We start from the raw sequence: 16410 nt of genomic DNA on the forward strand, positions 1-16410 counted from the left end.
ATAATAAATATAAATTACTGCATAAATGAATAATTTTATATATATTATTTCATTTATATTATTATATATATATCTAACATTAAAATCAATCATCAGTATTTACGCTTTAAATGGCAACATTACTTATTTTTTCATTTTAAATAAATAATTCAGAAAAAAATTATAGTTACGGTATTGCAATTAAGTTTTATAAAATTTCATATTGCATTAATAATTACTCACTATAAAATTTCACTTATATAGTATATTACTGCATCATAGATATGTTTTGTTACTAATTAGCATGAAATTTTTCTGCTTCTATCAGTTTTAATAGTAGTATATAATGCTTTTCCTGTTACTGACATCAATACTATTACTCCTCCTACTAATGACCATTTCCCTGGTATCTCTCCTAAAAACAAAAATACCCACAATGGATTTAATATTGGCTCAATTACTGGAATTAATACCGCTTCAAGAGCAGTGACATTTTTAATTGCTTTAGCGTATAAGAAATAGGACATACCTATTTGAAAAACTCCTAATAATAATAGTCCTGTCCAGCTTCTTGCATCTGGATAAGATCTAAACATAAAAGGTATTCCAATTATAGCTGTAAATACATTTCCCCAAAATATACTCTCAATTGGACTACCATCTTTTTGTTTTCTCATAAATATAACGTTAGAAGCAAAAGAGATACCGCTCAATATAGCAAGTATATTACCCTTTAAGCTTCCTCCCCCTATATCATCTATAAAAAATAATATCATTCCACCAATAATAATGCTTATAAAAAACCAGTCCATTCTTTCCGTTTTCTCATCTAAGAAAAACTTACCCAATATAGCTATGTATACAGGTGCTGTATACTGAAGAAGAATTGCATTAGCAGCCGTAGTTAACTTATTAGCCATTACAAAAATATAACTGTTGATACGTATGCTATTATACCTCCAATCCTAACCTTGCTCCAAATCCATTTTGGTTTTTTTATAATCACTAACAGTAACAGAGCCGCAATAGCGCTTCGCATTCCTGCAATAGCAACTGGATTCCAATTTACTAGTTTGATAAGTATACCTCCAAAACTCCAAAGAACTGCTGTAGCTAATAGTAATCCTTTTGCTTTCAGATGTTCTTTATTCAAATCCCCTTCTTCCATATTTTTCCTCCTTTTTACAATTATTAAATATCCTAGAAATAATATCATATTTTAAAATCTAGCAAAACATAGAAAGTAATAACCAAACTTAAGTTAATTTTCAAGTTTAAAAAGAATAAAGTATAAAAATATTAATCTCAAAGGCTCTTTAACCATATCAAATATAAAGGTTTCTCTTTTACTTTTCAGTTTATCTTTTATATGATTAATATAGTCATCTTGTTCTTTATGAGATAATGAATTGAAGTAATTATATTCATCTATTATTTCATTAAATAATTTAAGTTCAGAGTAATTTCCACTAATCATATATTCCTTTAATACATATGTCCATATTAATAAATACATAGCCATTATAGACCATTGATCAGGATCTAAGTCATCATTTATATTCTGCCTTATATAATTTTCCTGAAAAATAACAACTCTTATAGCTGGACCCATGTAACTTCTTCTTAAATTTTCTATAGATAAAAAATATAATTGTTTCATTATATCCTCTAATATAGTTATTGTATTTATTGGTTCTATTCCTTTAACCTTAAATTCAAGAAATAAGTTAGTTTTAAGATAATCAGCTACTCCTATTAATGTATCTAAATCATTATTTTCGTTAATTAAATAAAAAACATCATATATGTTTTTATAATGCTTATCTTTCTTAAACTTTTCAATGCCTATGGTATTTGCTCCAAAAGTTAAAAGCTTGGCTCCAATTATAGAGTAAAGTGACATACATAATGGATTATATTTTAATCTTAAACCTAAAATATTCTTTCTATCTATATAATTAGCTCTTACCTTACTTATATCAACATGTAAAAAGTCGACTTTTAGTTGATTAACTCCAGACTTTCTATTTTCTCTATATATAAAAGGAAGTTTAACTATAAATGTAGTTATTGGCATAGTCTTTCCATGTAGTTGTACACTCTTAGGAATGTACTCTTGAGCTTTACTTTGAATTTTATGTATGTTAAATTCTTTAATTAAGGAACTAAATTCGAATCTTAATTTATTTGGACTTAAGCTTGTATATAAATCTAAATCTTCAGTACATCTTTGAGTCTCTAAAGGAAGATATAATTGTGCACAAGCTCCTCCTTTTAAAATAAATTTATCTTTAAGCCTTTGTTGTAGCTTTGAATGAAATTCATAAATCCAGAAGTGTCTTTCAAGAATACTTTTATTGCTAATCCCATAAAAGTTTGCCTCATTTCCAATATTGTGCTCAGTAAAGCTTGAATATTCATGAGTTAAAAAATTAGATATGCTATTTTTCTTTTTTTTCATATTCTAATATTCACTCCTTTCTATTTTAATAATTTTATTCCTATATCATTACTATACCCTTAACCAATTTATCACATTCTATAACTACCTTAAATTATATTATAAAAATAAAAATCAGGTATATAATTATAACCTGATTTTTACTATATATTATTATTTATTTTTTTCATACTCTCTATTTTGTGTTGGATATGAACCTAGTTTAACTCCATTTTCTATTCCAATATCTCCTCCACTACGATGAAATATTTTTCTTAACTCTGCATTAGTTTTTTTATCAGTCTTCATATGATTTTTATTATTATCCATGTTGGTTCCTCCTTACTATATTAAGTGTAGAAAGATTACTCAATTATTCAGCAATGGGTTGTACAACATTAATTTAACCTAAACACTATGAAACTATTCAGTTATACTAATTATGTTTTTATACTATATTTCGTTAGCTACTTCTAATAGGCTATGCTTAGATACTCCTTTAATATTTTTATAATTTAAACTAATTTCTTTACCAGAGTTTAAATCCCAATAGGCTAATTTTTTTATTTCTATTAAGTAAGAAGTATCTGTTTTAAATTCTGATATAAGTCCTTTCAATACTTCTATTTCTTTCATCATGTTTCCTGAATTTGAAAAACTAAGAAGTATTATTTTTGATTTTTTAATGTTAATCCAATATATTAAAGGTATTTTTATACCTCGTCTTTTACTACTCAGTTCACCTTTATAGATTTTAATAAATTCACTATGAAACTCTAGCTCTTTTAAAGGTTCTCTGCATTCTTTTAGCATTAACTTCTTTAAATTAAATAAATATCTTAATGACATAGGATTTGTTAATTTATTAATACCATATTCTTGAACAGGCATAAAGGAACTCATTTCTATAACCTTATTAATTATTCTTATTGTATCTCTTATAGATAGATAGATGGATTTATTATCTGCTATACTTAAATTTTTCTCATAACTAAAATACTTATCATAAAATTCATAAACATCTCTTAAAGTCAATTTCTTGCTCCTTTATATTATTTCATTACAATAATGTTATGCTGTGATTTGTATAAATAGCATTTAAATTAAAATTTAAAATAATATAAATTACTAACTATAATTCATATGGCAATTGCATAGAAATAATATATATTCTTTTGGTTATGGGGGACATTTACATGAAAATTAAAAAAAAATATATACTGCTTTTATTTTCACTAATACTAATGTTAATAACATCATACCTTCATTTTCGTGACTATGCCGTAAATAATCTTATGCATAAAAAAACAAGTCAATATAATGTCTTAATTCACCTGGTGGATAAAAAGCTATATCTAATAGATACGGATACTGGTAAATCCGTAAAAGAGTATCCTATTATATACGCAAAATCTTACAACTCTTCTATTATAGGAACCTGGAAAATTAAAAATAAATCTAAATTAAGTGATGGTTTTGGAGTTCCCTGGATCACTCTTAACCTTCCTTTTGGAAAATACAGTATACATGGCACAAATAGTTTAACATATATAGAAGATTCCTCTTCCCATGATTGTATAAGAATGTTTAGTAATGATGTTAAGGATTTATATACTTACTTACAACCTAGTACTTTTATAGTAATATCTAGCGACCCTTTAGATCCTATAGACTGAAAAATATTCTGCTTTATTTTAATCTAGAAAGGATATATAATATTGTAATAAACTGTTATCCTAAGGAGTGTATACAATTAAATTGAAAAGACAAATTCACTTTAAATATTTTTCATTTGTACTAATTTTACTCTTATGTTTTAAATTATCTACTATCAATGAAAATATAAAATATAATATCGCTAGCTATCCTCATGAAAAAGTTACTATATTAAATTCTTATAATGAAGATACTAAAATACTAGTTTTATTAAATAGAAGAAATATATATTTAGAATCTTATCTTAGTGTAAAGTCTACTTCATCAATCAACTTACTGTTTCAACTTTTATACTTTAAGATACTCTTTATATTTATACAAATAATTTTTGATATTAGAAAAAGAATATCTAAGCTTATTATCAGCTCTTTGAACGGTAGTACTTATAAAAACTCCTTATACTTTTCATAGCAATTATAAGATATTTTGATTTCTATTAAGGAGGAATAATTATGTCAATTAAAACTATCTGTACAATACCTAACCCTTCTGGCGGTTGGGATAATATGGATAATTGCACTGGTGAACTTCTTAGTCACCATAGAATTAAAAGTACTGCTCTTGTTAAAGGTCGTAGACAAGCTAAAAAAAGACAAGCAGACTATTTAATATATAACCTAGATGGAAAGCTTGGTCAAAAACTTATTTATGTAGATACTTTTTTATGTAAGTCTGATTTTTAAAAACAAATCTGTATAACATGCTTTTTTAAATTTTAAATATAATCTTCAGCATAAACCCCTTTTCTATGGAGAAAATATCTTTAGAAAGGGGTTTATATTTATGCCTAAAAATACTAATAACACTTACGGAAAAATACCTCATATAATTGAAAAAATTAATAGTGATGAGGGTTCAATAAGTGAGCCACCTATTGGTGCTCTACTTCAAAATACTTCAGATAGGTTAGGAAATGCTTATGGATTTAATGCTAGCATTACTCCAAATCCCTTCCCTTTCACTGAAGAAAAAGACGACTTTGGCAAACTAGACGAATTCGGCTCAGCTCGTGACTTTGGCACAGCAAATGACTTTGATATTGATGGACTATAAATAGAGAAGGTGATAACATGAAACCACATATTATGAAGGGACATAAGGTAACAGAAGAAGAACTAGAGAATCTTATTAAAGATAGGCATAGAGAACTAATCATTGAAGAAAAAGAAAAGACTGTAATTAAGCCAACAATGATGATAATGAAAAATAATGAAATTAAGGAAATTGAAGTTGAAGTTGAATCCGCTATACATCCTTTATCCGATGTTGAATATACTAGTGGAAATAAAGAGTAATCTAAATAAGACTCTGTGAAAAATACAGAGTCTTATTTATGAAAATCTTTTTTTATATGTCCATGTATAGATTGTCCCATTTAATTTTAACTCTATTTCTATTCCGAGACTTTAAACAGCATAGATACATAGCTACTGTATCATATCTTGCATCATGAAAGCTTACATCTTCACATTCAAATATGTATTTTGTTTTCTGTAATACCTTTTCTGGAGTTATCTTATAGAAATCTAAGACTTCTTCTACCTTAGGGTTTTTGTACCCATTTTTAAACTTTCCAGGCAGTTTTACTATATTCTTAAAATACTCCATAGTACAGAAGTAATTTTTAAATTCAGCAATCTTATTTATTCTATCTAACTCAGCTTCCACAAATCCACGATCAAACTTAACATTATGAGCTATACATGTTGAGTCATTGAAATCTTTTAATATATCATTGTGAAAATCTTCAAATGTTGCACCTTGTGACAATTCATCTAATTTTTCTATACTAAATCCATGTACCATTTCAGCTTGAGGACTCATTGTTTGTACTGTAAAAAAATAATTTTTAGCTACCGTTAATTCTTTATTTTCTTCTATTAAGTAAGTTAACTGAGCTATCTGACCTGGTTTAAGTCCTGTTGTCTCTGTGTCTAAAAATATGCTTTTCATACCTTGCTCCAATCTATATAGATATATTAGTAAATATAATTTTACATCAAATAAGAAACCTTGACAAATTATCAAGGTTTCTTATTTGATGTAATTCTATTGTTTAGTCATTTTACTTATCTTCTAGAACCGCTTTACTAACATTTTGTTTTGATCCTGGCTTATTATTCTCTTTATTTAGGTCATGCTGTGTATCCATCTTTTCAACTTTATTTTGCATAGCTAAATCCTTATTTTTAATACTCAAAATCATCACTCCTCTCTGAATTTAGGTTATCCACAGAAGAAATTTTTATTCTTATCTACATTTTATTAAAAATTTAGTGCTATTTTATATAATTAAAGTCTATGTTATTAAATGTATACTTCCATTATTTAAATAAATAAAGTACAATTTAATGTGGGGTTTGAATAAATACTCATTTTAACTTATATTGAATAGGGGCGATATATTATGATAACAACATCAATGATTACAAGACTTATATTTTTATGTGGTGCAGGTTTTTTAGCAGCATTCGTGGACTCAATTGCTGGTGGTGGCGGTCTTATAAGCTTACCTGCCTTTTTAGCTGCGGGAATTTCTCCTCATTTAGCACTTGGAACAAATAAATTTTGCTCTTCTTCAGCATCTCTTACAAGTTCTTTAAAATTTATAAAGTCTAAAAAGGTAAATTCTAGCTTACTAAAATATTTAATTCCTTTTACTCTTTTAGGAGCTGCTGTAGGCGTTAACACTGTTTTAAAAATTAACGAGGCCTTCCTCTATTCTTTAGTTTTAGTGCTAATTTTATTTGTAGGTCTATATACTATATTTTCAAAATCAATAGGAGTAAATAATAACTTTAAAGGTCTTACTAAAATAAATATAGCTTTAGGAATTATTTTAGCCTTTTCACTTGGATTCTATGATGGATTTTTCGGTCCTGGTACAGGTGCTTTTCTAATCTTTGGGCTTATAAAAATTTTCGGATTTGATTTTGTACAAGCAGCTGGTAATGGTAAAATACTAAACTTTACAAGCAATATTACTTCTCTAGTTCTTTTTGCAATACATGGAGAAATTAATTATCTAATAGGAATTCCAGTTGCCCTATCTATGATTATAGGAGCAAGATTTGGAACTTCTCTAGCTATAACTAAAGGTGCTAAATTGATAAAACCTATATTTGTTACCATGTCTCTTGCTGTTGCAATTAAAATTCTAGTTCAAAACTTTATATAGGATTAAATCAGGATAATTCCATTTATTATTTCATAAATAAAAATTCTAAGTTTAACTAGGAGGAAACCCTCTCTCAAACTTAGAATTCTTATTTATATTTCTTATTCTATTTTTAATTCTGATAAATCATTAAGACTACTACTAATTTTTTTTATCATATTATTAATTTGTACTATATTTTTATCATCTTCTAAGTCAGCTAAATCAGCTACCCCATCTGAAGTTCCAACTATAACATTTAAATAGTCACAGTATCTATTATGAAAAAAGCTAATTTTATTTGAATGTTCCAGTGCTTGTACTTCTTCGTGATACTCCTTAAGATTTTCACTTTCCTGTTTTATAGTATTAATATCAGCTTTATCTATACTTCCTTCTGTGGCAATCTTTAAATTACTTACTGAAGATTTAATCTTTCCTGAATAATCTTTAATAGCTATTCCGTACTTTATGTCTGTACTATAGCTTTTAACTTCATCAGTAGGCGATACTCCTTTTACAAAAACATTATACACTGATACTCCAATTACTATAACTATTACTAGACACAATAACTTAAATGCCTTTTTAATTACAGAAGTAATAATTAATACAGCTATTATAGCCACTATTATATAAAATACATAATTTGGTGCTACAGCATTCATTTACTCATCCCCTTTAAATTAAAACTTAAGAATAAACGGTATACATTCATAAATTATATATAATTGCATAATAAATATTATAGGTATCCCATAAACAAACTTTAAGTGCTTAGTCTTATGTCTAAACTTCTTCATACCTATAATAATACCAGTACTTCCAAATAAAAATGCTATTATAAATAATTTTAATTCAGATACTCTCCATTTGTGTTCCTTAGCTAACTTTTTATCTATATACATGATATATATACCATATAAATTAATAATTATAAAGTAGCCCAAAATAAATTTCATAGATATCCTCTCCTAAAGTAATATATATTCTAGAATATCTCTTTTACTTTATTAATGCAAATATTTAATGATAAATAAACTATCTTGGTATATTTTTCACGTAAAGTCAAATGCTATAATAATAATAATATGAAGGAAGTGACTTAAATGAACAAAACTCTTGTTTTAATTAAACCTGATGCTGCTGAACGAAATCTAATTGGTGAGATTATTTCATTTTACGAAAGACAAGATTTAAAGATTAGTGCATTAAAAATGCTAAAAGCTTCCACTGAAACAGCTAAACTTCATTATTCAGAGCATGAAGGTAGACCATACTTTGATGACTTAATTTCTTATATAACAAGAAGTCCTTTATGCGCTCTTATTGTTGAAGGTGAAAATGCAATCTCTAGAGTTAGAGAGATAAATGGCAATACAGATCCTACTAAAGCTAATAAAAACACCATAAGGGGTACCTTAGCTCTTTCAAAAACCGAGAATTCTGTTCACGCATCAGATAGTGCTGAAAATGCTGAAAGAGAAATAAATATATGGTTCCAAGAAGAGAATGATTTTTCTTTAGTTGGATCCCTGCTGTTAGCCCCTATATAAATATAATATACTTATTGTATTTTAAAATACAATAAGTATATTATATTTCTTTTGCATCTTCTTCATTATTAGCTAGCATTTCCTTTAGTAATTCTGCAACTTTTATATCATCATATTTTGTAGCTATTGAATTTAAAATTCCTTTCTTTAATTCATCTATCTGAATCTGATTTTTTGCTACACTTGATCCTATAACTGCTTTTCCTATGGCTAGTGCTACCCCTATTTGTATTACTTTTACAATTTCTACTATAGCCACACTTATTATTCTTTGAGTTATGTCCTCTATTACTCCCTTTTCTAAGAGTTCTTCAACTCCCTTACCCATGGCCTTTTTTCCTCCTTTTTCTAAGGCCTTTTCTACTAAATGCTCTATATCACCTTCTAAACTCATATTTAGCTTACACCCCTTTAAGTAATCTATTATATTTATATTACTAAGTCTCGTGTTTATGCTAAATAAAAAATGGGTTACCTTTTTCTAGTAGCCCAAATAGTTATTACTTTTTAAATAATAATAAGATATTAAAGTTTTGCTATCGTTTATAATTCCCTTATTGATATTCTCTTCAAACTCCTTAAGTTTCATCCAAATCACTTCTGTTACATCAGCATCCTTTATATATTTGTCTTTTAATTTTTCTTTATTTATTTCTATTTTAAATATGTTCATAGTACTATCGCTAAACCCCATAATTGGTTTATATTCTATAACCTTCTCTAGTTCTTCTTTCTCTACACTTAAATTTGTTTCCTCTTCTAACTCTCTAATTAAACACTCCTCTAAACTCTCTCCTTCTATATCTAAAGATCCTGCTGGTATCTCCAATGTTTCTCTCATCAATGCAGGTCTAAACTGCTTTACAAGAAGAATTTCATTAAATTCATTTAATATTATAGCTGAAACTGCATCGTAATTTATTAATATATCATACTTTTTTCCATCTATTTCTCTGTTATAAATCTTTAGCCATCCATCGTAAACTAATTTATCTTCCATATTAAACCCTTCTTCCCTTTTGTTAACCTTACCTTACTAATATTTCAAGGTCTACTGAAGCACTTTTTATAATTTCCTTTTCTAGATTATTGTAATTTTCAACGTTTTTTATAGCCTCTACCGCATATAATACTACACTTATCTCTTCTACGTCATATATTAAATTAATTAAAGAAATACCATTACTTCTGAAAGTTTCATATTCTTCTTTAGTTATGTTCTGCAGACTTTTTTCTAGTAGGTTGTTTATTTTACCCACAGTTAAATCTGATATAATTCCTTGCTCCTTTTCTTCAATTTTAAACAACATATTTTCAAAAGTAGCCTTTTCCTTATCTATAATAATCGATAATATAGGTTGTTCTCCTTTTTCATCCGAAACTCTATCCATTTTTTACCTACTCTCCCTATTAAATATTTCATCTTATTTTTAACTAAATCTACTATTCTTATTTATAAATTTTAATAACTATCTAGCAATTAAAATAAGCCATCCTTTAGGATGACTTATCTATTACAATCTTATCATTTACAATATCTATTAAAGCTTTTCCACCATTAGATAGCTTACCAAATAATACTTCATCAACAAAGTATGGCTTAATATCTTGCTGTACTACTCTTAATATTTCTCTTGCTCCATATACTGATGACAATCCTTTTTCTGAAATCCATTTATAGCATCTGTCAGTAACTTCAATACTTATATTTTTAGTTAATAGCTTTTCTTTAAATTCTTTTAATGACTTTTTAGCTATACGACATGCCATATCTTCGTCCATTCTATTAAATACTACAATTTCATCTAATCTATTTCTAAACTCAGGAGAGAATATTCTCTCAACCTCTTTACTAATAGCATCATCTTTTACAACTCTACCTCCAAAGCCTAACATAGATTTACCAATATTTCTTGCTCCAGCATTTGAGGTCATTATTAAAATTACATTTCTAAAATCTGCTTTCTTTCCATTGTTGTCTGTTAAAGTTGCATAGTCCATTATCTGAAGAAGCACATTTAAAATATCAGGATGAGCTTTTTCAATTTCGTCTAAAAGTAATATAGAATATGGAGTTTTTCTTACAGCATCTGTTAAAAGTCCACCTTCCTCATAGCCTACATATCCAGGAGGAGCTCCAACTAGTCTTGCTACGGTATGCTTTTCTTGGTATTCACTCATATCAAACCTAATTAATGGGATATTAAGAGATATTGATAACTGTTTTGCGATTTCAGTTTTTCCAACTCCTGTTTGCCCTACAAATAACAAATTAACTACAGGCTTTTGCTCATCATTAAAGCCAGCCCTTGACCTTTTAATAGCCCTAACTATAGTATCTATAGCTTCACTTTGACCAAATATAATATTTTTTAATTCCTTATCCAAGGTCTTTAATCTTTCTACTTCAGTCAAAGATACACTTTCTTCAGGAATTTTAGCCATAGTAGAAATTATTTTCTCTATTTCTTTCTCAGTAATTATTAGATTCTCTTCATCTATATTTTCTAGTCTTAATAAAGCTCCAGCCTCATCTATAACATCTATAGCTTTATCTGGTAGGTATTTTTCATGTATATACTTAGATGATAACTCAACAGCACTTCTTAAAGCTTCATCAGTATAGGTTATTTTATGGTAAGTCTCATAAGAATCCTTTAAGCCTAGTAAAATATTATAGGTATCTTCTTTTGAAGGTTCTGTAACTTCAACTTTCTGAAATCTTCTTGATAATGCTCTATCTTTTTCAAAATATTTCTTATATTCATCATATGTTGTAGAACCAATAAATCTAATCTTACCATCTGTTAAAAAGGGCTTTAGTATATTAGCTGCATCCATAGCACCACCTGAAACTGAACCTGATCCTATTACAGTGTGAATTTCATCTATATACACAATAGCCTTTCCTTGATTCTTTATTCTAATTAAAACTTTCTTTATTCTTTCCTCGAAGTCACCTCTATACTTTGCCCCAGCAAGTAAGCTTGCCATATCTAGAGAATATATTCTAAAATTTTGAAGAACTTTTGGAACCTTATTTTCTACAATTAACTGAGCTAAGCCTTCAGTAATAGCTGTTTTTCCAACTCCTGGTTCCCCAACATGTATAGGATTATTTTTTAACCTTCTTGATAAAATCTGTAATGTTCTTTTTAGTATGTCATCTCTTCCTATAAGTGGGTCTAACTCTCCTCTTTTAGCTTTTTCTGTAATGTCTACAGTAAATAGACTTAGAATATCATATCTATGACTTCGTTCTCTTAGATCTTCACTATACATCTCTTCATCATCATCTTCTGAATCTATAGATAATTCCTCTAGTTCTTCTACTTTCTCTGGTAAAGAAACTCCATGAGATATATAGCTTAAAATATCTAGTTTCTTAATTCCTTGTTTCTTCAGGAAATAACTAGCAAAAGAATCTTCCTCATCATATATTGCGATCAGTAAGTCTGAAAACTTTATAATATTCTTCTCTGCAGACAAAACATGTGCTCCAGCTGAAGAAATTATATTTTGAACTCCTATGCTTTGTATAGGATCCTTCTCTTTTTCTAGTATAGGAATTTGTTCACTAAAATACTCTACTAAATCTTCCTTAAGTTCATCTATATTTCCACCACAATTTATTATTATCTTTTTACTCTCTTTAAAATGTAGTGCAGCATATAATATATGCTCTGGTGTGAAGTATTCATGCTTTGATATTTTTGCTTCACTATATGCGGTTATAAATATTTCACTTAACAAATTATCTAAATTCATAACTACTCCTTTTCTACAGTCATTTTTAGTGGAAACTCATTTAACTCTGACATATAAGTTGCCTGTTTTATTTTAGTTAGAGCTATATCACGTGTATAAAGACCTGCAACTCCAATTCCCTTTTTATGAACATCATACATTATTTTATTAGCTTCTGCTGAGTTTTTTCTAAAGACTTCTATAAGTACTTCAATTACAAACTCCATTGTTGTGTAATCATCATTATGCAAAAGTACCTTATACATATTCGGTTTTTTATAATTTAATTTGCTTTTTTCTTTTAAAATGATTTTTTCCTTCACATTAAACAACTCCATATTTTAATCTTATTATATACATAGTGAGCTTAATTGTGCTTCTAATAATATTTTATTACGCATCTAAGCTTAGTAGTCCAATTATAGAGATATTATAACAAAAAATCTCAACATATAAAACTTTAAATTGGTTATCCTAAGTAGTGTCAGAAAGTTTCAAAGTTTCACTAAGATTTTTAGCAATTATGTTAAATTTTCCGATGTACTTTTCGTAGTATTATCAAAGCGCAATTATTCTTTACTAATACTTGAGATTCATTCATCGTAAATTCTTAGTAGCTGTTTACACACTTATTTATTAATAAATGTTACAGAAGTGTTTATTAATAAATGTTGCAGCTAAACCATTGAGCTTCTGATCACATAGATAAAAGGTAGATGTTTATACATCTACCTTTGTCTATTTAGACTAATTATTAAAAAACTTCTTTGCTATTTGTACAGCCTCTCTTGCATCTTTGGCATAAAAATCCGCTTTTATCATATCTGCATAATCCTGATTTAGTACGGCTCCTCCAACAAAGATTTTACAATCTACATTATTATCTCTCAAAGCCTTAATAGTTTTTTCCATACTCTTTACCGTAGTTGTCATAAGTGCACTAAGCCCAACTAATTTTATATCTTCCTTTTTACTCTTTTCAACTACCGTATCTACAGGGACATCTTTTCCTAAATCTATAACATCATATCCATAATTTTCAAGAATAACTTTAACAATATTCTTACCTATATCATGTATATCTCCCTCTACAGTAGCTAGAACTATCCTTCCTTTTGATACTCCTTTTTCTCCAGCTAATATCATTTTTTCTTTAATAACCGTAAATGCATTTTTTACAGTTTCAGCTGATTGTATAAGCTGTGGTAAAAATATTTCTCCCTTTTCATATTTTTCTCCTACCACATCTAATGCAGGAATCAAATACTCATCTACTATAGTTAAGCTATCTTTTTCTTCTAAAAGCTCTTTTGTCTTTGAAGCTGATTCTTCTTTTAATCCTCTAATTATTATCTCTTTTAAATCCCTGTTATTATTAACAGTATTTACAGCTTTTCCTTTTTCTGTAACAGAATATTTATCTATATAGGATTTAGATTCCTTATCTATATTAGCTAAAACTTTAAAACTTCTTATTACAGCCATTATAGATTCATTATTTGGATTTAATATAGGTGCATCTAATCCTTCTGCTAAAGCCATAGCAAGGAAGGTTTGATTTAAAATTTCCCTTTGTGGGAGTCCAAAGGATACATTACTTACTCCAAGTAGAGTTTTAACTCCAAATTTTTCTTTAACAATCCTTACTGCTTTTATTGTCTCCATTACTTCTTCTTGTTGAGCTGACGCTGTAAGCACTAAGCAATCAATTAAGATATCTTCCTTTTTTATACCGTATTTTTCAGCTGTTTGGATAATCTTTTCAGCAATAGCAACTCTCTCTTCTGCTTTTGATGGTATTCCATTCTCATCTAAAGTAAGACCTACTACACATGCTCCATACTTCTTAGCAATAGGAAATACCTCTCTCATTACTTCATCTTTTCCATTAACTGAATTTATAATCGGTTTTCCATTATAAATTCTTGCTGCCGCTTCAATTACTTCTGCACTAGAACTGTCTATTTGAAGAGGTAAATTTATAATTGACTGAAGTTCTTTTATAACTTTTACCATCATTTCTTTTTCATTTATCTCAGGAAGTCCTACATTAACATCAAGAATATCCGATCCAGCTTCCATTTGATTTATGGCTTCAGTTAATATGTAATCTATATTATTAGTTTTTAAGGCTTCCTTGAATAGCTTCTTCCCTGTTGGATTTATTCTCTCCCCTATAACTTTTACCCCATTACCTAATACAACTGTTTTTGATGCTGAACATATAGACGTAACTTTTTTAGTTTTTATTTCTACTGGCTCTACGTCCTTCAGTGTATCTATTAAGCTCTTAATATAGCTTTCATCAGTACCACAGCATCCGCCTAAAATCCTAACTCCATTAATTGCCATATGCTTTACATGCTGAGCATATTCTGTCGGTGTTACATCATATATAGTTTTATCCTCTTCCATTCTAGGAAGTCCTGCATTGGCTTGAACCATAACAGGAGTTGATGAATATTCTAGAATTTTTTCTACAATTGGGATTAATTCCTTTGGCCCCAATGAACAGTTTACTCCAAGTGCATCCACACCTAAACCTTCTAAAAGAGTCACCATAGTTAGTGGATCAGTTCCAGTAAAAGTTCTTCCATCCTCTCCAAAGGTCATAGTACAAAACACTGGTAAATCACTATTTTCTTTTACTGCTAAAACAGCTGCCTTTGCTTCGTATAAATCCGATATAGTTTCAATTAGTATTAAATCACAACCTGCCCTAGCTCCTGCTATAACTTGCCTCTTAAAAATTTCATATGCTCTTTCAAATTTTAGTGTTCCACTTGGCTCAAGTAACTGTCCAATAGGACCTATATCTAAAGCTACGTATTTATCACCCTTAGCTGCTCTTGCAATTTCTACAGCTTTAGTAATAACCTCTTCTACAGAATATCCTGTCTCCTTAAGCTTTAACTCGTTAGCTCCAAAGGTATTTGTAGTTATAATATTTGCTCCTGCCTCAATATACTTTTCATGTATACTTTTTATTATTTCCGAATGTAAAATATTGTATGTTTCTGGAATTTCTCCAGTAATGAGCCCCATTTTCTGAAGCATAGTTCCCATAGCCCCATCAAAATACACAAAACTTTCTGCTATTAGATCTTTAATTCCCACAGTGATTGCCCCCTTTTCTATACATACATTGACTATAACTACTACATTGTTTACAACCTGGATGCTGTCTTACAATACTTCTGTCCTGAAACCCTATTATTGCCGTTACTGACTTTCTCGGTATTAGGATATTACTTTCTGTAACAGTAAGTCCTATCTTTTTTTCAGCATCTATTGCTTTTAATATTTTAGGTTGAATATCTATTTCTAAATCACCATATCCTGGGCTATATCTGTAGGTAATACCTAATACTTTTTCTTCTGCCTCATTCTTTATTAAGTTTTGAACTTCATCACAAACCCATTCTACAGCAGTTGTAGCACAAGCATCCAAAATAAGTGCTTTAGTTAAGTTTACTTTTTCATAATATCTAATCTTAGTATCTACTAAATTACCAAGAGTTACGCCTAGAATAGCACACATTGAAGAATCTTTTAGATGTTCTTTTATATCCTTACCACGAAAAATTATATTGCTATCAATAACATTAATCTTATCTTCTTCTTTTTGTATGTGAAATATCTTATAAGAATATCTATAATTTATATAGCTTTTTATTTCTTCAATGCACTCATCAACTAATAAATCTAAATTTTCTTCTATTATTTCTGATCTATGCCCCAAATATCTTAAAACTTCAGTTTTATTAATGTACACCTATTCTCACCCACTCTCTGGTAATTAGTTTGAATTTCCA

The 16410-nt window shown here is 28.5% G+C and carries 23 protein-coding genes; 7 read left to right on the forward strand and 16 right to left on the reverse strand.

Annotation, left to right across the window (positions count from 1 at the left end; translation table 11 throughout):
- Nucleotides 1–278: 278 nt before the first annotated feature.
- From ACX0KU_RS15345 to ACX0KU_RS15365, 5 genes are all read right to left on the reverse strand, one after another.
- Nucleotides 279–899: a DMT family transporter gene (locus ACX0KU_RS15345; protein ID WP_472990850.1), complete on the reverse strand. Its 621-nt coding sequence runs from the start codon at nucleotides 897–899 to the stop codon at nucleotides 279–281.
- On the reverse strand, nucleotides 899–1147 hold the full coding sequence (locus ACX0KU_RS15350; RefSeq protein WP_472990851.1) for a hypothetical protein: 249 nt from the start codon (nucleotides 1145–1147) through the stop codon (nucleotides 899–901). The genes ACX0KU_RS15345 and ACX0KU_RS15350 overlap by 1 nt, the downstream gene beginning before the upstream one ends.
- A 93-nt stretch (nucleotides 1148–1240) precedes the next feature.
- Nucleotides 1241–2440 carry a nucleotidyl transferase AbiEii/AbiGii toxin family protein gene (locus ACX0KU_RS15355; protein ID WP_472990852.1) on the reverse strand — a complete coding sequence of 400 codons (1200 nt, stop codon included), beginning with the start codon at nucleotides 2438–2440 and terminating at the stop codon, nucleotides 1241–1243.
- Between the two features lie 153 nt (nucleotides 2441–2593).
- Entirely contained in the window at nucleotides 2594–2749 is a 156-nt protein-coding gene (locus ACX0KU_RS15360) for a hypothetical protein (RefSeq protein ID WP_472990853.1), read from the reverse strand.
- A 123-nt stretch (nucleotides 2750–2872) separates the two neighbouring features.
- The gene (locus tag ACX0KU_RS15365) at nucleotides 2873–3454 is read right to left on the reverse strand and encodes a hypothetical protein (protein WP_472990854.1); all 582 of its coding nucleotides are present in this window, start codon (nucleotides 3452–3454) and stop codon (nucleotides 2873–2875) included.
- A 161-nt stretch (nucleotides 3455–3615) separates the two neighbouring features.
- Here ACX0KU_RS15365 and ACX0KU_RS15370 point away from each other — a divergent pair, with 161 nt between their 5' ends.
- From ACX0KU_RS15370 to ACX0KU_RS15390, 5 genes are all read left to right on the forward strand, one after another.
- Nucleotides 3616–4095 carry a L,D-transpeptidase gene (locus ACX0KU_RS15370; RefSeq protein WP_472990855.1) on the forward strand — a complete coding sequence of 160 codons (480 nt, stop codon included), beginning with the start codon at nucleotides 3616–3618 and terminating at the stop codon, nucleotides 4093–4095.
- A 67-nt stretch (nucleotides 4096–4162) separates the two neighbouring features.
- Nucleotides 4163–4546, forward strand: coding sequence for a hypothetical protein (locus ACX0KU_RS15375; RefSeq protein WP_472990856.1), 384 nt, complete (start codon nucleotides 4163–4165; stop codon nucleotides 4544–4546).
- A gap of 41 nt (nucleotides 4547–4587) precedes the next feature.
- On the forward strand, nucleotides 4588–4818 hold the full coding sequence (locus ACX0KU_RS15380; protein ID WP_472990857.1) for a DUF2188 domain-containing protein: 231 nt from the start codon (nucleotides 4588–4590) through the stop codon (nucleotides 4816–4818).
- Nucleotides 4819–4918: 100 nt separating this feature from the next.
- Nucleotides 4919–5188, forward strand: coding sequence for a hypothetical protein (locus ACX0KU_RS15385; RefSeq protein WP_472990858.1), 270 nt, complete (start codon nucleotides 4919–4921; stop codon nucleotides 5186–5188).
- A gap of 32 nt (nucleotides 5189–5220) precedes the next feature.
- Nucleotides 5221–5430, forward strand: a complete 210-nt coding sequence (locus ACX0KU_RS15390) for a hypothetical protein (RefSeq protein ID WP_472990859.1) — start codon at nucleotides 5221–5223, stop codon at nucleotides 5428–5430.
- Nucleotides 5431–5482: 52 nt separating this feature from the next.
- On the opposite strand, the gene ACX0KU_RS15395 is transcribed toward ACX0KU_RS15390, so the two are convergent.
- Nucleotides 5483–6088 carry a 3'-5' exonuclease gene (locus tag ACX0KU_RS15395; protein ID WP_472990860.1) on the reverse strand — a complete coding sequence of 202 codons (606 nt, stop codon included), beginning with the start codon at nucleotides 6086–6088 and terminating at the stop codon, nucleotides 5483–5485.
- Nucleotides 6089–6200: 112 nt separating this feature from the next.
- Nucleotides 6201–6335: a hypothetical protein gene (locus tag ACX0KU_RS15400; RefSeq protein WP_472990861.1), complete on the reverse strand. Its 135-nt coding sequence runs from the start codon at nucleotides 6333–6335 to the stop codon at nucleotides 6201–6203.
- 207 nt (nucleotides 6336–6542) lie between these two features.
- Here ACX0KU_RS15400 and ACX0KU_RS15405 point away from each other — a divergent pair, with 207 nt between their 5' ends.
- Nucleotides 6543–7313: a TSUP family transporter gene (locus ACX0KU_RS15405; protein WP_472990862.1), complete on the forward strand. Its 771-nt coding sequence runs from the start codon at nucleotides 6543–6545 to the stop codon at nucleotides 7311–7313.
- A gap of 101 nt (nucleotides 7314–7414) precedes the next feature.
- Here ACX0KU_RS15405 and ACX0KU_RS15410 read toward each other — a convergent pair whose 3' ends face one another.
- Together ACX0KU_RS15410 and ACX0KU_RS15415 are read right to left on the reverse strand one after the other, a co-directional pair.
- The gene (locus ACX0KU_RS15410; protein WP_472990863.1) at nucleotides 7415–7960 is read right to left on the reverse strand and encodes a hypothetical protein; all 546 of its coding nucleotides are present in this window, start codon (nucleotides 7958–7960) and stop codon (nucleotides 7415–7417) included.
- Nucleotides 7961–7978: 18 nt separating this feature from the next.
- Nucleotides 7979–8254: a DUF1294 domain-containing protein gene (locus tag ACX0KU_RS15415; protein WP_472990864.1), complete on the reverse strand. Its 276-nt coding sequence runs from the start codon at nucleotides 8252–8254 to the stop codon at nucleotides 7979–7981.
- Nucleotides 8255–8401: 147 nt separating this feature from the next.
- On the opposite strand from ACX0KU_RS15415, the gene ndk reads away from it, so the two are divergent.
- Nucleotides 8402–8848, forward strand: coding sequence for a nucleoside-diphosphate kinase (gene ndk / locus ACX0KU_RS15420; RefSeq protein WP_472990865.1), 447 nt, complete (start codon nucleotides 8402–8404; stop codon nucleotides 8846–8848).
- A 40-nt stretch (nucleotides 8849–8888) separates the two neighbouring features.
- Here ndk and ACX0KU_RS15425 read toward each other — a convergent pair whose 3' ends face one another.
- The 7 genes from ACX0KU_RS15425 to ACX0KU_RS15455 all read right to left on the reverse strand — a co-directional run bounded on the left by ACX0KU_RS15425 (nucleotide 8889) and on the right by ACX0KU_RS15455 (nucleotide 16370).
- Nucleotides 8889–9242, reverse strand: a complete 354-nt coding sequence (locus tag ACX0KU_RS15425) for a hypothetical protein (protein ID WP_472990866.1) — start codon at nucleotides 9240–9242, stop codon at nucleotides 8889–8891.
- A gap of 87 nt (nucleotides 9243–9329) precedes the next feature.
- On the reverse strand, nucleotides 9330–9848 hold the full coding sequence (locus tag ACX0KU_RS15430; RefSeq protein WP_472990867.1) for an NUDIX hydrolase: 519 nt from the start codon (nucleotides 9846–9848) through the stop codon (nucleotides 9330–9332).
- A gap of 28 nt (nucleotides 9849–9876) precedes the next feature.
- Nucleotides 9877–10239 (reverse strand): hypothetical protein, encoded by a 363-nt coding sequence (locus ACX0KU_RS15435; RefSeq protein ID WP_472990868.1) that lies wholly within the window; start codon nucleotides 10237–10239, stop codon nucleotides 9877–9879.
- 106 nt (nucleotides 10240–10345) lie between these two features.
- Nucleotides 10346–12616, reverse strand: a complete 2271-nt coding sequence (gene clpA / locus ACX0KU_RS15440) for an ATP-dependent Clp protease ATP-binding subunit ClpA (RefSeq protein WP_472990869.1) — start codon at nucleotides 12614–12616, stop codon at nucleotides 10346–10348.
- A 2-nt stretch (nucleotides 12617–12618) separates the two neighbouring features.
- Complete coding sequence (locus ACX0KU_RS15445) at nucleotides 12619–12918, reverse strand: ATP-dependent Clp protease adaptor ClpS (protein WP_472990870.1); 300 nt, start codon at nucleotides 12916–12918, stop codon at nucleotides 12619–12621.
- A gap of 424 nt (nucleotides 12919–13342) precedes the next feature.
- Nucleotides 13343–15712 (reverse strand): homocysteine S-methyltransferase family protein, encoded by a 2370-nt coding sequence (locus tag ACX0KU_RS15450; RefSeq protein WP_472990871.1) that lies wholly within the window; start codon nucleotides 15710–15712, stop codon nucleotides 13343–13345.
- Nucleotides 15702–16370 (reverse strand): methionine synthase, encoded by a 669-nt coding sequence (locus ACX0KU_RS15455; protein WP_472990872.1) that lies wholly within the window; start codon nucleotides 16368–16370, stop codon nucleotides 15702–15704. Before ACX0KU_RS15455 ends, ACX0KU_RS15450 begins: the two co-directional genes overlap by 11 nt.
- Nucleotides 16371–16410 lie beyond the last annotated feature (40 nt).

Source organism: Clostridium sp. X, assembly GCF_055755365.1.